The sequence below is a fragment of the Nocardia sp. AB354 genome (assembly GCF_049538315.1).
GTDB classification, from domain to species: domain Bacteria; phylum Actinomycetota; class Actinomycetes; order Mycobacteriales; family Mycobacteriaceae; genus Nocardia; species Nocardia nova.
The window spans coordinates 19,298-32,671 of the sequence record NZ_JBMVFU010000041.1 but is presented as its reverse complement, the minus strand read 5'-3'; the positions used below and the strand labels follow the sequence as shown (position 1 = coordinate 32,671).

The following is a 13,374-nucleotide window of genomic DNA, read 5'->3' as shown; positions in this document are numbered from 1 at the left end:
TTCCCGCCGCTCGCCGCGACGCGACGAGCGCGACCCGCCGCGCTATCACGAGACAATCACGGCGTGCCCCACACGAAAAGCCGACTTTTCGCTTCGGGTGCGGTTTCCCTCCCCCGGGGTGACCACTGTGGTGGCGCGACGGCGCAGTCCGTGGCAGGCTTGATCACTGAGACCGGCCCGACCGTGAAGTTGGTCGGTTCGGCTCGTCTACAGAAGGTATGAAATGGCGCAAGGCGTAGTGAAGTGGTTCAACAGCGAGAAGGGCTTCGGGTTCATCGCTCAGGACGACGGTGGTCCCGATGTGTTCGTGCACTACTCGGCTGTGAGCGGTAGTGGATTCCGGTCCCTCGACGAGGGGCAGCGCGTGGAGTTCGAGATCGGCCAGGGCCAGAAGGGCCCGCAGGCTCAGAACGTAAGCGTTCTCTGATCGAGTCCGCTGACTGCGCGCCACTTTACGTAGCGTGAACTGTCCGCGACTTACATTGGGGCCCCGTATCTTTCGAGATGCGGGGCTCTTTCGCGTCCGGGGCCCGATGCGCTGCGGCCCGGGGTCGGCGGCGGTGTGAGGGCGGCTGCCTACCGGGCGGTACACCGACGCCCAAGCGCGACCATTAAGCTGGTCCGCGGTAAATGCCGACCTCTTTCCCCAGGAGTGCCCCACAGTGAGCCAAAATGGCCGTCCTGTTGTTCTGATCGCCGACAAGCTCGCCCAGTCGACCGTCGATGCGCTCGGTGACGGTGTCGAGGTTCGCTGGGTCGACGGCCCCAATCGACCCGAGCTGCTGGCCGCCGTGCCCGAGGCCGACGCGCTGCTGGTCCGTTCGGCCACCACCGTCGACGCCGAGGTGCTCGAGGCCGGCAAGAACCTCAAGATCGTCGCCCGCGCCGGCGTCGGCCTCGACAATGTCGACGTGCCCGCGGCCACCGAGCGCGGTGTCATGGTCGTCAACGCGCCGACCTCCAACATCCACACCGCCGCCGAGCACGCCGTCACCCTGCTGCTGGCCGCCGCCCGCCAGATCCCGGCAGCCGACGCCACCCTGCGCGAGCACACCTGGCAGCGCAGCAAGTTCAATGGTGTCGAGATCTTCGGCAAGACCGTCGGCGTCATCGGCCTGGGCCGCATCGGCCAGCTGTTCGCGCAGCGCCTGGCCGCTTTCGAGACCAAGGTCATCGCGTACGACCCCTACACCTCCCCGGCCCGCGCCGCCCAGCTGGGTATCGAGCTGCTGAGCCTGGACGAGGTGCTCGAGCGTGCCGACTTCATCTCCATTCACCTGCCCAAGACCCCTGAGACCAAGGGCATGCTGAACAAGGAGACCCTGGCCAAGACCAAGAAGGGCGTCATCATCGTCAACGCCGCCCGTGGCGGTCTGATCGACGAGCAGGCCCTGGCCGATGCCATCACCTCCGGCCACGTGCGCGCCGCCGGCATCGACGTGTTCGAGACCGAGCCGTCGACCGACAGCCCGCTGTTCGAGCTGCCGCAGGTCGTTGTGACCCCGCACCTGGGCGCATCCACCGCCGAGGCCCAGGACCGCGCCGGAACCGATGTCGCCAAGTCGGTGCAGCTCGCCCTCGCGGGTGAGTTCGTGCCCGGTGCGGTGAACGTCGCCGGTGGTGCGGTCAACGAGATCGTCGCCCCCTGGCTGGACATCGTGCGCAAGCAGGGTGTGTTGCTGGGCGCCCTCGCCGACGAGCTGCCGGTCTCGCTCGAACTCCAGGTGCGCGGCGAGCTGTCCTCGGAAGAGGTTGCGGTGCTGGAACTCTCGGCGCTGCGCGGTGTGTTCTCCGCGCACGTCGAGGACGCGGTCACCTTCGTCAACGCCCCGTCGCTGGCCGCGGAACGGGGCCTCGAGGCCTCCGTCACCACCCACAGCGAGAGCCCGACCCACCGCAGCCTGGTCGACCTGCGCGCCGTATTCGGCGACGGCCGCACCCTGAACGTCGCCGGCACCCTGACCGAGCCCGCTCAGGTCGAGAAGATCGTCAACATCAACGGCCGCAACTACGACATGCGCGCCGAGGGCCTCAACCTGGCGATCCTCAACTACGACGACCGCCCGGGTGCCCTGGGTAAGATCGGCACCAAGCTGGGCGAGGCGGCCATCGACATCAAGGCGGCTCAGCTGAGCCAGGACATCAACCAGGAAGGCGCGACGGTCATCCTGCGCGTCGAGGAGTCCGTCCCGGCCGAGGTGCAGTCCTCGATCGCCGAGGCCGTGGGTGCCGCGAAGGTCGTCCAGGTCGACCTGAGCTGAGCCGTTCCGGGCCGGAATCGGCTCGGCCGCAGTACGTTACAGTGCGCGCGAATCCAACCGCCATGGCGCGGAGCGGGATTCGCGCGCATTGTGCGTTTCGGTAGATGTGACCGGTTGTGTGCCGGTGAGATTCGTGCTGGTGATTCGGGGAGCCCGTGCCGTCGGATCTCACTCATTGGGAGCGGCTTGCCCTGGTTATCGGGGTGATTCGGGGGACCGATAGTGTGACGGTGTCGGCGATCCGGCCGGGCGCAACGCCGCCGATCGACCGCCCTTGGCTGATTCGGCCGCATACGTGTTGCGAGCCGCGAGCAGGAACGAACGGAGCGTTGTCATATGAAGCTGGCTGTCATCGCCGGTGACGGTATCGGGCCCGAGGTCATCGCCGAGGCGCTCAAGGTACTCGACGTGGTCGTGCCCGGGGTCGAGAAGACCGAGTACGACCTGGGCGCCAAGCGCTACCACGCGACCGGCGAGGTGCTGCCGGAGTCGGTGCTGCCGGAGCTGAAGCAGCACGATGCCATCCTGCTGGGCGCGATCGGTGATCCCTCGGTCCCCAGCGGCCTGCTCGAGCGCGGTCTGCTGCTGCACACCCGCTTCGCGCTCGACCACCACGTGAACCTGCGTCCGTCGAAGCTGTACCCGGGCGTCACCAGCCCGCTGTCGGGTGATCCGGAGATCGACTTCGTCGTCGTGCGCGAGGGAACCGAGGGTCCGTACACCGGTACCGGCGGCGCGATCCGCGTGAATACCCCGCACGAGGTGGCCACCGAGGTCTCCACCAACACCCGCTTCGGCATCGAGCGGGTGGTGCGCTACGCCTTCGACAAGGCCCAGCAGCGCCGCAAGCACCTGACGCTGGTCCACAAGACCAATGTGCTGAGCTTCGCCGGTTCGCTGTGGCAGCGCACCGTCACCGAGGTCGGCGCGGAATACCCCGAGGTCGAGGTCGCCTATCAGCACATCGACGCCGCGACGATCCACATGGTCAACGATCCGGGCCGCTTCGACGTGATCGTCACCGACAACCTGTTCGGCGACATCATCACCGACCTCGCCGCGGCGGTGTCCGGTGGCATCGGCCTGGCCGCCTCGGGCAACGTCGACGCCTCGGGCACCAACCCGAGCATGTTCGAACCGGTCCACGGCAGCGCACCCGATATCGCCGGCCAGTCCAAGGCCGACCCGACTGCCGCCATCCTCTCGGTTTCGCTGCTGCTGAACCACCTCGGCCGGTCCGAGGAAGCCGCCCGCATCGAAGCCGCGGTAGCCAAGGACCTCGCTGCCCGCGCCGGCACCGCCTCCACGGTCGAAATCGGCGACCGCATCGCCGCGTCCCTCTGAGCTTGTTCCGAACGATCCCCCTGTCGCCAAAACAACGGCGCGACAGGGGGATCGATTCGTAGTGGGAGCCGGCACGCTCAGGTTGTAGGTACAACCTCGAAAGTTGTTGGCGGCGTGACATTTCCCCACGGCCGCACTCCGTACTGTGACGGAAAGGGGTGCGGCCGTGGGGAACCCGGATGTCAGCGGTTGCGGACGATCGGCACCATGGGGACGGCGGCTGCCGCGACAATCGCAGCGACCAGATAGGTCGCCGGGAAGCCGGCGGCGGTGATGAGAGCGCCGAAAACCGGTGCGACAGCGGCGGATGCCAAGTTCTGGCCGGTGTTCTGGATGCCCAGGCCGCGGCCGCTCCAGTACGGGCCGGCGATTTCGGCGACGGCGGTGAAGGCCAAGCCGTTGTCCGCGACGGTGATCACCGACGCGGCGAACAGGATCGGGATCGCCGCCCACCACCAGTGCAACCAGGCGGCACCGGCCAGGGCGGCCATCGAGACCACGGCCGCGATCGCCACGGTGTGCAACGGACGCAGGCGGCTGGCGACACGGTCGGACCAGATACCGGCGCCGATGCGCCCGGCGGCGCCCAGAATCTGGGTCGCGGTGACGATCGCCCCGGCCATCGGCAGTGACAGCCCGGCATCGCGATGCAGCCACAGCAGGGCGAACGTCCACAGGGTGGCCTGCGGAACCACCAGTAGCACCGAGACCGCGTGGATGCGCCACAGCGTGGAATCACCCCGATACGGGTTGTCCGGATGCGTGCCGGTGCTCGCCGGGCGGGGCGGGTCGACGATTCCGATCAGACAGCCGATCGCCGCGACACCCGCCATCGCCGCCGGAACCAGGATTGCCGTGGAAAACCCGTGTGCGGCAGCGACAGCCGGTATCGACATCGCCGCGATCGCGACACCCAGCGGCTGTGCGGTCTGGCGGATACCCATCGCGAGCCCGCGCTGATCGACCGGGAACCAGCCGACGATCACCCGGCCGCTCGCGCCGTTGGTACTGGCAGCGCCCATACCGGCCAGAAACAGCAGTACGCCCAGGATGCCGTAGTTCGTCACCGTCGCAGCAGCCACACCTGCCACACACATCACGACCGGACCGGCGACCAGGACGGTGCGCTCACCTACCCGGTCCACGATGTATCCCCAGGCGATCAGCGTGCACACCAGGCCGACCGTCGGCATCGCGACCAGCAGACCCGCTGTGGCCAAGGGCATTCCGCGATCGGTCAGCGCCGGCAACAGGAACGGGGTGCCGTGCACGATGACCGCGCTCGAGGACTGGGCGAAGACTCCGAGCGCGAGCATGGTCCACCGCCGGGTCGCGCGCACGTCTGTCACGGTGGTCATCGCCCTCACCTCGAATCTCATATTTTGGGATCAGAGTCTTACTCTGTGAACCGGCTCTTACCGTACACCCAGGATGTGGCGGGTAGGCAAGTCGAAATTCGTCACATGCGCCCGTCGCAGACCGGGTGGTCGGCCGCGTTCGGGCAGGTGGATAGACTCTTCGCCATGCGTCTAGGTCGTGTTGCCAGCCCCGATGGGGTCGCGTTCGTGAGTATCGAAACCGACGGTTCCGACGAGATCGCTCGTGAAATCGCCGAGCATCCGTTCGGTACCCCGACATTCACCGGCCGTACCTGGCCGCTGGCCGATGTGCGACTGCTGGCCCCCATTCTGGCCAGCAAGGTCGTGTGCGTCGGAAAGAACTACGCCGCGCACGCGGCGGAGATGGGCGGAGCGGCGCCGGAGGATCCTGTGATCTTCCTCAAGCCGAACACCTCCATCGTCGGGCCGAATCTGCCGATCCTGTTGCCGCCCAATTCCTCTCAGGTCGACTACGAGGGGGAGCTGGCGGTGGTGATCGGCCGCCCGTGCAAGGACGTGCCGGCCGCCCGGGCCGCCGACGTCATTCTCGGCTACACCGTCGCCAACGACGTGACCGCGCGTGACCAGCAGCGCCACGACGGACAGTGGACGCGCGCCAAGGGCTACGACACCTTCTGCCCGCTGGGACCGTGGATCGAAACCGAACTCGATCCGGGCGATCTCGAGATCACCACCGAACTCGACGGTGAGGTGCGCCAGCGCAGCCGGACTTCACTTCTGCTGCACGACATTCCGACGGTGATCGAGTGGGTCACCAAGGTGATGACCTTGCTGCCCGGCGATGTCATCCTCACCGGAACGCCGGAAGGTGTAGGACCGATGACGGATGGGCAAACCGTATCCGTGACGGTTCAGGGTATCGGCACCCTCACCAATCCTGTTGCCGCCAAACATTGATCGAGAGAAGGAATATGACTGACGTACGGGTCCGATTCTGCCCGTCACCCACCGGCACACCGCATGTCGGCCTGATCCGGACCGCGCTGTTCAACTGGGCGTTCGCTCGCCACCACGGCGGCACCTTCGTCTTCCGTATCGAAGACACCGATGCCGCACGCGATTCCGAGGAGTCATACCACGCGATTCTGGACGCGCTGCGGTGGCTCGGGCTGACGTGGGACGAGGGGCCGGAGGTCGGCGGGCCCTACGGTCCCTACCGTCAGTCGCAGCGGCGTGAGCTTCATCTCGATGTCGTCCAGAGGTTGCTGGCGGCCGGTGAGGCCTATGAATCCTTCTCCACCCCAGACGAAGTCGAGGCCCGTCACCGGGCCGCCGGCCGCGATCCGAAGCTCGGTTACGACAACTTCGACCGCGATCTGACCCCCGAGCAGGTCGCCGCCTACAAGGCCGAGGGCCGCCCCGCGGTGGTGCGCTTGCGGATGCCCGAGCACGATCTGGTGTGGAACGATCTGGTTCGCGGGGAGATCACTGCCAAGGCCGGGACGGTGCCCGATTTCGCGCTCACCCGCGGCACCGGCGATCCGCTCTATACGCTGGTGAATCCCGTCGACGACGCGCTGATGAAAATCACACACGTGTTGCGCGGGGAAGACCTGCTTTCCTCCACTCCGCGGCAGTTGGCGTTGTATGCCGCATTGCAGCGGATCGGGGTGGCGGAGTTCACTCCGGAGTTCGGTCATCTGCCCTTCGTGATGGGCCAGGGCAACAAGAAGTTGTCCAAACGTGATCCGGAGTCGAATCTCTTCGCGCACCGGGATCGCGGATTCATTCCTGAAGGTTTGCTGAATTACCTGGCTTTGCTCGGATGGAGCCTCGCCGAGGACCGCGATGTCTTCTCCATGGCGGAGATGGTCGATGCGTTCGAGATATCGAAAGTAAATTCGAATCCGGCCCGCTTCGACCAGAAGAAGGCGGATGCGATCAACGCCGAACACATTCGTTTGCTGGATACCGGGGATTTCGCCCGTAGGTTGCGGGAGTTCCTCACCGCGCACGGTCACATCGGCGCCGAAGTGGACGACCGAGTTTTCGCCGCGGCGGCGGAGTTGGTGCAGACCCGGATCGTGGTTCTCGGTGATGCGTGGGATCTATTGAAGTTTCTGTTCGTGCCGGCCGAGGAGTTTGCTGTCGACGAGGCCGCGGCGCAAAAGAATCTGGGGCCCGATGCGGTGCCCGTGTTGCAGGCCGCCGTGGCGGCGCTCGACGGTGTTTCCGAATGGACGCCGCCCGTGCTCGAGGAGGCGCTGAAAAAGGCTCTGGTCGACGATCTGGGGCTCAAACCGCGTAAGGCCTTCGGTCCCGTGCGGGTGGCGGTCACCGGCTCGCACATCAGCCCGCCGCTGTACGAATCGCTGGAACTGCTCGGCCGTGAGGTGACCATGCGGCGGCTGCGGGCCGCGCTGGCGTAGCCGGACCGGCCCCGGTGCCCGACCGATCGGGGGCCCGGGGCCGCGCAGGCCGTGAAAAACGGCTCTGACCAGACGATTTGTATAAATACGGGAGGGGTTTGGTACTCTTCTTCTCGGCCCGGAACGAGGGCCTCGAACCGACAGGGGAGAGGCTGAAAGCCCAGGTCATTGGGGTATGGTGTAATTGGCAACACAGCTGATTCTGGTTCAGCCATTCTAGGTTCGAGTCCTGGTACCCCAGCGGAGAATGTTGATTCGCTTCGTTCGGTCGAGTCGGAACAGCATCCCCGGCGATTTGGTCGCCGGGTCTCGGCCGGTTAAGCTTGCCGAGCCTCCTCGATCGAAAGATCCACGGAGTCTCCCTTTGGGGAAGTCCTCTGGCCCCGTCGTCTAGCGGCCTAGGACGCCGCCCTCTCAAGGCGGTAGCGCGGGTTCAAATCCCGTCGGGGCTACATTCGAAAGCCCTCCAGCGCGAGCTGGAGGGCTTTTCTCGTTCCCGGGTGCGGATCAGTCCTGCACCGGCCAGGTGGATCCACCCGGCGGCATCGCGGGCATACCGAGCTTGCGGTGATCCCAGCTGCGCACCCGTTCCGGCACCACGCGGATCGCGACACGCTTGTTGAGCATCGCCTCCACCATCGGGCGCAATTCCTCGGTGTAGGGGCCGGTGTAGCGCTCCCAGACGCTGACGCCGACCTTGAACAGCGCCTCCGGGTCCTCCACGATCTCCGCGCGGCCCTCGATCGACACCCCGCGCAACTGGTCGTAGGTGTCGCCCGCCTCGACCAGCACGGTGACGCGGGGATCGCGCCGCAGATTCACCGCCTTCTGCGACTTACCCTTCGTCTCGAACCAGATTTCACCGTCGACCAGGCCGTACCACATCGCCGTGAGATGCGGCGTTCCGTTCTTGCCCAGGCTCGCCAGCGTCATGATGCGGCTGCGTTCCAGGAATTCGGTGATCTCCGTCTCGGACATCACGATCTGTGCGCGTTGGTTCACTCCCATGCGGTCACGATACTTTACGGCGTATGGCCAGGATCACAGCTCGTGATCGGGATCAGAGTCGCTTGTGCAAGGCATCGGCGGCGGCGACGAGGTCGGCGGCCCAGCGCGCGCCCGGGCGCCGGCCCATGCGATCGATCGGGCCGGATACCGAGACCGCGGCGATCACCTGGGAAGACCCGTCGCGCACCGGCGCGGAGACGCTGGCCACACCCGCGGAGCGTTCGGCGGCGCTCTGTGCCCAGCCGCGGCGGCGGACCTCGGCCAGGGCGCGCTCACCGAAGACCGCGTCGGCCAGCACGCCTCGTTGCAGTTCCGGATCGGCCCAGGCCAGCAGGGCCTTCGCGGCCGATCCGGCGGTCAGCGGCAGGCGGGCGCCGACCGGGACGGTGTCGCGCAGGCCGGAGGTGGGCTCGAGCGCGGCCACGCAGATGCGGGAGTGGCCGTCGAGCCGGTAAAGCTGCACGCTCTCGCCGGTGATCTCGCGCAGCCGGGGCAGGATGACGGCGGCGGCGTCGAGCAGCGGATCCTCGGCGGTGGTGGCCAGTTCCGACAGCGCCGGACCGGGCCGCCAGGAACCGGCGGCGTCGCGGGCCAGCATGCGATGGGTCTCCAGCCCGACGGCCAGCCGATGCGCGGTGGCCCGGGGCAGCCCGGTGCGGATGCACAGCTCATTGAGTCCACACGGTTGTTCGGCCACGGCGTAAAGCACGGCCATGGCTTTGTCGAGCACCCCGATACCGCTATGCTGTCTCATAGAACGATATTAGCGTCTCGCATAGTGAGATTGGCAAGTCTGATCGCACCCGGCGAGTTCGCACCTCCGGTGGACCTCGCCAGTCTGCCCACCTCCATGTTTGCGGCCCGCCTCGGTTCTGGACTGACGGAGCGAGGGAGCGCAGCGACTGAGCGGAGGAGGGAAGAACCGAGGCCTAGGGGGCCGCAAACCGCGGCGGCGAAGCCGTCGCAATCAGGCACAGAGAGGTGGTTGTCATGGCCGAACGGCCACGCACGCTGGCGGAGAAGGTCTGGGATCAGCATGTCGTCGTACGGGGTGCGGGTGAGGGTGCGCAGCGCGAACCCGATCTCATCTACATCGATCTGCACCTGGTGCACGAGGTCACGAGCCCGCAGGCCTTCGACGGGCTGCGGGCGGCGGGGCGCCCGGTGCGCCGGCCGGATCTGACCATCGCGACCGAGGACCACAATGTGCCGACGGTCGATATCGATAAGCCGATCGCGGATCCGATCTCGCGCACCCAGGTGGAAACCCTGCGGCGTAATTGCGAGGAATTCGGCGTGCGGCTGTATCCGATGGGTGATATCGAACAGGGCATCGTGCACGTGGTCGGTCCGCAGCTGGGTTTGACGCAGCCGGGCATGACCGTGGTGTGTGGTGATTCGCACACCTCGACCCACGGCGCATTCGGCGCGCTGGCGATGGGTATCGGCACGAGCGAGGTCGAACATGTGATGGCGACGCAGACGTTGTCGCTGCGGCCGTTCAAGACCATGGCGATCAATATCGATGGCGAGTTGCCGCCCGGCGTGACGAGCAAGGACGTGATTCTGGCGGTCATCGCCAAGATCGGCACCGGCGGCGGGCAGGGTTATGTGCTCGAATACCGCGGCGAGGCCGTGCGCGCCATGTCCATGGAGGCGCGGATGACGATGTGCAACATGTCCATCGAGGCCGGTGCCCGGGCGGGCATGGTGGCCCCCGACGAGGTCACCTACGAATTCCTGAAGGGCCGCGAACATGCCCCCACCGGCGCGGACTGGGATGCGGCGGTGGCGGCGTGGGAGGCGCTGAAGACCGATCCGGATGCCGGCTTCGACGCCGAGGTGCACCTGGACGCCTCGACGTTGACGCCGTTCGTCACCTGGGGCACCAACCCCGGTCAGGGCGCCCCGCTGGGCGATGTGGTGCCGAATCCGGAGGATTTCGCCGACGAAAACGAGCGAGCGGCCGCCGAGAAGGCTCTGACTTACATGGATTTGGAGCCCGGAACTCCGCTTCGTGAGGTGCCCGTGGATACGGTTTTCGTGGGTTCGTGCACCAACGGCCGGATCGAGGATTTGCGGGCGGTGGCGGACGTTCTGAAGGGGCGCAAGGTCGCCGACAGCGTGCGGATGTTGATCGTTCCGGGCTCGATGCGGGTGCGCGCCCAGGCCGAATCCGAGGGTTTGGGCGAGATTTTCACCGCGGCGGGCGCGGAATGGCGCCAGGCCGGCTGCTCGATGTGCCTGGGAATGAATCCGGATCAGCTTTCTCCCGGTCAGCGCTGTGCTTCGACATCGAACCGCAACTTCGAGGGACGCCAGGGTAAAGGCGGCCGTACGCATCTGGTTTCGCCGCAGGTCGCGGCCGCGACGGCGGTCCGGGGCCGGTTGTCGGCGCCGGCGGATCTGAACTGACCGGCCGGAATTCACCTCAGGACTACAGGAGCAACTATGGAACCGTTCAAGGTGCACAAGGGGATCGGCGTGCCGTTGCGCCGGTCGAATGTCGATACCGACCAGATCATCCCCGCGGTCTATCTGAAACGGGTGACCCGAACGGGATTCGAGGACGGTCTGTTCGCCGCCTGGCGTTCGGATCCGGGCTTCATTTTGAACACCAGCCCGTTCGACCGGGGAAGTGTGTTGGTCGCCGGACCGGATTTCGGTACGGGATCGTCGCGAGAGCATGCGGTTTGGGCATTGATGGACTACGGCTTCCGGGTGGTGATCTCTTCCCGCTTCGCCGACATCTTCCGGGGCAACGCCGGTAAGGGCGGCTTGGTGGCCGCGCAGATGTCACAACATGATGTCGAATTGCTCTGGAAGTTGATCGAAGAACATCCCGGCCTGGAATTGATCGTCGATCTCGAGGCACGCACTGTGGCCGCTGGAACCACCGTGTTGCCCTTCGATATTGACGACTACACCCGGTGGCGGCTGCTGGAAGGTCTGGACGACATCGGACTGACACTTCGGCAGGAAGAGGCCATCGAGCAGTTCGAAAAGGCAAGGCCGTCTTGGAAACCGACCACCATTCCAGCGGCTATTTCACGGGACTGAACAGTCTCGAGTGTTAGCTGAGAGCAACCAATCGAGGTTGCTGCGCGTGTGCCACGCCACATGAAATTTGGCGTGGCACATAGACTCTTGCCCATTCAGGGTTTACCGTGGTACCTAGTCGGTCCGACGACGGGCCATTAGTCTGCGGAGGATTCAATGAACAAGGCGGAACTGATCGATGTTCTGACCGAGAAGTTGGGTACTGACAGGCGCACGGCCACTGCGGCAGTCGAGCACATTGTCGACACGATCGTGCGTGCGGTGAACAAGGGTCAGAGCGTCACAATCACCGGATTCGGTGTATTCGAACAGCGCAAGCGGGCGGCACGGGTGGCGCGTAATCCCCGAACCGGCGAGACGGTGAAGGTGAAGCCCACTTCGGTGCCCGCGTTCCGCCCGGGTGCGCAGTTCAAGGCGATCATCTCGGGCAAGCAGAAGATCGCGGCGGCCGGTCCGGCCGTGAAACGCGGTGTGGCAGCGCCGGTGTCGGGTGCGGCGAAGAAGGCCGCCAAGAAGACCACGGCCAAGAAGACCACGGCCAAGAAGACCGCGGCGAAGAAGGCGGCCCCGGCCAAGAAGACGACCGCCAAGAAGACGGCCGCGAAGGCGCCTGCGAAGAAGGTGACCACGGCGAAGAAGACGGCTCCGGCCAAGAAGACGACCGCCAAGAAGACCACGGCCACCAAGGCGACAGCCAAGAAGACCGCGGCCAAGAAGACGACCGCGGCCAAGACCGCGGCCAAGAAGGCTCCTGCCAAGAAGACCGCTGCCAAGCGCACGGCAACCAAGCGCACCACGCGGCGATAGCGAGTGACGCGACGACAATGACCCCGGTCCTTTCGGTCCGGGGTCATTGCGTTTTCGGGTTCGACGCGTTTTCGGGTCGACCGTGTTTTCTCGGATTCAGTGGGTACGCAGGGACCGATCGAGATGATCGGCGGCGACCAGCCGTCCGTCGGCGATCGACAGCACCCAGACGCTGCCCTTGCGGTTCCGGGCCGGCGGCAGGGTGAGACCGTCGTCGTCCGCCCAGCGCTGCAGCAGATCCGGAATGACCTTGCCCTGACTGCACACGAGCGGAACGATGTCGGGCGAGACCAGTTCCCGCAGCCGGTCCACACCGGCCTGCGGTGCTGCGGCATAACCGCTTTCCGACAGCAGCGGCTCCGGGGTGATATCGAGGGCGAGGGCCTCGGCGACCGGCGCGACGGTCTGCACACAACGCAGCGGAGGCGCCGAATGGACCGCTCCCGGTCCGAAGGCGAGCAGATTCGGCGTCAGCACCTCGACCTGTGCGCGACCGGCCTTTTCCAGTGGCCGTTGGTCGTCGGGACCGGTGAATCGGTCGCGGCGGCCCGCTTTCGCATGCCGCACCAGCACCAGGGTCGCGGTGTCGGGCGGCAGGCGCAGGAAATTGCGGATGATTCGGCGATCCATCGGGTAGGAGAGTTGGTCCATCACCCGGTCCACCCGGTGCCACCGGAGCTGGTCGACTTCGGAATTGGTGACGAACTCGCCGCCGACGGGTGTGGCCGCCCAATAGTCGACACGCTTGAGTTTGCGATGTCCGGGCACCGGATATGTGACCCGACCGAGATAGCGCCCCAGACGGCAGTTCAGACCGGTTTCTTCGGTCACTTCGCGCACGGCCGCGACCATCGCGGTTTCGCCCGGGTCGAGCTTTCCTTTGGGCAGCGACCAATCGTCGTATTTCGGCCGGTGTACGAGGGCCACCTCGACCGGTCCGCCGTCGCGGGGCCGCCGCCACACCACGGCGCCCGCGGCGATGATGTTGGCGGTCACCCGCGGATCCGAGATGGTGTCGCCCGAGCCGCTCTCACCTGTACCCACCTCGTCGTAGCTGATCGAACCGCCGGTGTCGCCGAGGCGATCGAGGGCGGTGGCGCCGTCGTCCGGGGACCGATCGAAATC

12 protein-coding genes and 2 tRNA genes are annotated in these 13,374 nt (G+C 66.2%); 10 read left to right on the top strand and 4 right to left on the bottom strand.

All coding sequences use genetic code 11. The features are described from left to right. Positions 1 to 223: 223 nt before the first annotated feature. The 3 genes from ACPCUW_RS34155 to ACPCUW_RS34145 all read left to right on the top strand — a co-directional run bounded on the left by ACPCUW_RS34155 (position 224) and on the right by ACPCUW_RS34145 (position 3,605). A complete protein-coding gene (locus ACPCUW_RS34155; RefSeq protein WP_030512990.1) occupies positions 224 to 427 on the top strand; it encodes a cold-shock protein in 204 nt (67 codons plus the stop codon). 235 nt (positions 428 to 662) lie between these two features. Next, a complete protein-coding gene (gene serA / locus ACPCUW_RS34150) occupies positions 663 to 2,261 on the top strand; it encodes a phosphoglycerate dehydrogenase (RefSeq protein WP_423429478.1) in 1,599 nt (532 codons plus the stop codon). A 336-nt stretch (positions 2,262 to 2,597) separates the two neighbouring features. Then, complete coding sequence (locus ACPCUW_RS34145; protein ID WP_423429476.1) at positions 2,598 to 3,605, top strand: 3-isopropylmalate dehydrogenase; 1,008 nt, start codon at positions 2,598 to 2,600, stop codon at positions 3,603 to 3,605. A 182-nt stretch (positions 3,606 to 3,787) separates the two neighbouring features. Here the strand turns inward: ACPCUW_RS34145 and ACPCUW_RS34140 are convergent, their stop codons facing one another. Further along, complete coding sequence (locus ACPCUW_RS34140; RefSeq protein ID WP_423429475.1) at positions 3,788 to 4,963, bottom strand: MFS transporter; 1,176 nt, start codon at positions 4,961 to 4,963, stop codon at positions 3,788 to 3,790. A 165-nt stretch (positions 4,964 to 5,128) separates the two neighbouring features. On the opposite strand from ACPCUW_RS34140, the gene ACPCUW_RS34135 reads away from it, so the two are divergent. The 4 genes from ACPCUW_RS34135 to ACPCUW_RS34120 all read left to right on the top strand — a co-directional run bounded on the left by ACPCUW_RS34135 (position 5,129) and on the right by ACPCUW_RS34120 (position 7,826). Beyond that, positions 5,129 to 5,902 carry a fumarylacetoacetate hydrolase family protein gene (locus tag ACPCUW_RS34135; RefSeq protein ID WP_423429474.1) on the top strand — a complete coding sequence of 258 codons (774 nt, stop codon included), beginning with the start codon at positions 5,129 to 5,131 and terminating at the stop codon, positions 5,900 to 5,902. A gap of 14 nt (positions 5,903 to 5,916) precedes the next feature. Beyond that, positions 5,917 to 7,374 (top strand): glutamate--tRNA ligase, encoded by a 1,458-nt coding sequence (gene gltX / locus ACPCUW_RS34130; protein ID WP_423429472.1) that lies wholly within the window; start codon positions 5,917 to 5,919, stop codon positions 7,372 to 7,374. A gap of 169 nt (positions 7,375 to 7,543) precedes the next feature. Next, positions 7,544 to 7,615 (top strand) — tRNA-Gln (locus tag ACPCUW_RS34125). 138 nt (positions 7,616 to 7,753) lie between these two features. Further along, a tRNA-Glu gene (locus tag ACPCUW_RS34120) sits at positions 7,754 to 7,826 on the top strand. Positions 7,827 to 7,881: 55 nt separating this feature from the next. Here ACPCUW_RS34120 and ACPCUW_RS34115 read toward each other — a convergent pair. Next, positions 7,882 to 8,382, bottom strand: coding sequence for a pyridoxamine 5'-phosphate oxidase family protein (locus ACPCUW_RS34115; protein ID WP_063015189.1), 501 nt, complete (start codon positions 8,380 to 8,382; stop codon positions 7,882 to 7,884). Between the two features lie 52 nt (positions 8,383 to 8,434). Next, a complete protein-coding gene (locus ACPCUW_RS34110) occupies positions 8,435 to 9,136 on the bottom strand; it encodes an IclR family transcriptional regulator (RefSeq protein WP_423429470.1) in 702 nt (233 codons plus the stop codon). A gap of 236 nt (positions 9,137 to 9,372) precedes the next feature. On the opposite strand from ACPCUW_RS34110, the gene leuC reads away from it, so the two are divergent. From leuC to ACPCUW_RS34095, 3 genes are all read left to right on the top strand, one after another. Then, positions 9,373 to 10,797, top strand: coding sequence for a 3-isopropylmalate dehydratase large subunit (leuC, locus tag ACPCUW_RS34105; protein ID WP_064910098.1), 1,425 nt, complete (start codon positions 9,373 to 9,375; stop codon positions 10,795 to 10,797). Between the two features lie 36 nt (positions 10,798 to 10,833). Then, positions 10,834 to 11,442: a 3-isopropylmalate dehydratase small subunit gene (leuD, locus tag ACPCUW_RS34100; RefSeq protein ID WP_063015191.1), complete on the top strand. Its 609-nt coding sequence runs from the start codon at positions 10,834 to 10,836 to the stop codon at positions 11,440 to 11,442. A gap of 156 nt (positions 11,443 to 11,598) precedes the next feature. Next, a complete protein-coding gene (locus ACPCUW_RS34095) occupies positions 11,599 to 12,249 on the top strand; it encodes an HU family DNA-binding protein (RefSeq protein ID WP_423429468.1) in 651 nt (216 codons plus the stop codon). Between the two features lie 96 nt (positions 12,250 to 12,345). Here the strand turns inward: ACPCUW_RS34095 and ACPCUW_RS34090 are convergent, their stop codons facing one another. Next, entirely contained in the window at positions 12,346 to 13,245 is a 900-nt protein-coding gene (locus ACPCUW_RS34090) for an NUDIX hydrolase (protein WP_423429482.1), read from the bottom strand. Positions 13,246 to 13,374: the final 129 nt, after the last annotated feature.

Excerpts from the sequence above, each read along its gene's own strand:
- ACPCUW_RS34110 (WP_423429470.1), bottom strand. The coding sequence starts at position 9,136 with ATGAGACAGCATAGCGGTATCGGGGTGCTCGACAAAGCCATGGCCGTG.
- ACPCUW_RS34095 (WP_423429468.1), top strand. The coding sequence starts at position 11,599 with ATGAACAAGGCGGAACTGATCGATGTTCTGACCGAGAAGTTGGGTACT.
- ACPCUW_RS34135 (WP_423429474.1), top strand. The coding sequence starts at position 5,129 with ATGCGTCTAGGTCGTGTTGCCAGCCCCGATGGGGTCGCGTTCGTGAGT.
- gltX (WP_423429472.1), top strand. The coding sequence starts at position 5,917 with ATGACTGACGTACGGGTCCGATTCTGCCCGTCACCCACCGGCACACCG.
- leuD (WP_063015191.1), top strand. The coding sequence starts at position 10,834 with ATGGAACCGTTCAAGGTGCACAAGGGGATCGGCGTGCCGTTGCGCCGG.
- ACPCUW_RS34140 (WP_423429475.1), bottom strand. The coding sequence starts at position 4,963 with ATGACCACCGTGACAGACGTGCGCGCGACCCGGCGGTGGACCATGCTC.
- leuC (WP_064910098.1), top strand. The coding sequence starts at position 9,373 with ATGGCCGAACGGCCACGCACGCTGGCGGAGAAGGTCTGGGATCAGCAT.
- ACPCUW_RS34145 (WP_423429476.1), top strand. The coding sequence starts at position 2,598 with ATGAAGCTGGCTGTCATCGCCGGTGACGGTATCGGGCCCGAGGTCATC.
- ACPCUW_RS34115 (WP_063015189.1), bottom strand. The coding sequence starts at position 8,382 with ATGGGAGTGAACCAACGCGCACAGATCGTGATGTCCGAGACGGAGATC.
- ACPCUW_RS34155 (WP_030512990.1), top strand. The coding sequence starts at position 224 with ATGGCGCAAGGCGTAGTGAAGTGGTTCAACAGCGAGAAGGGCTTCGGG.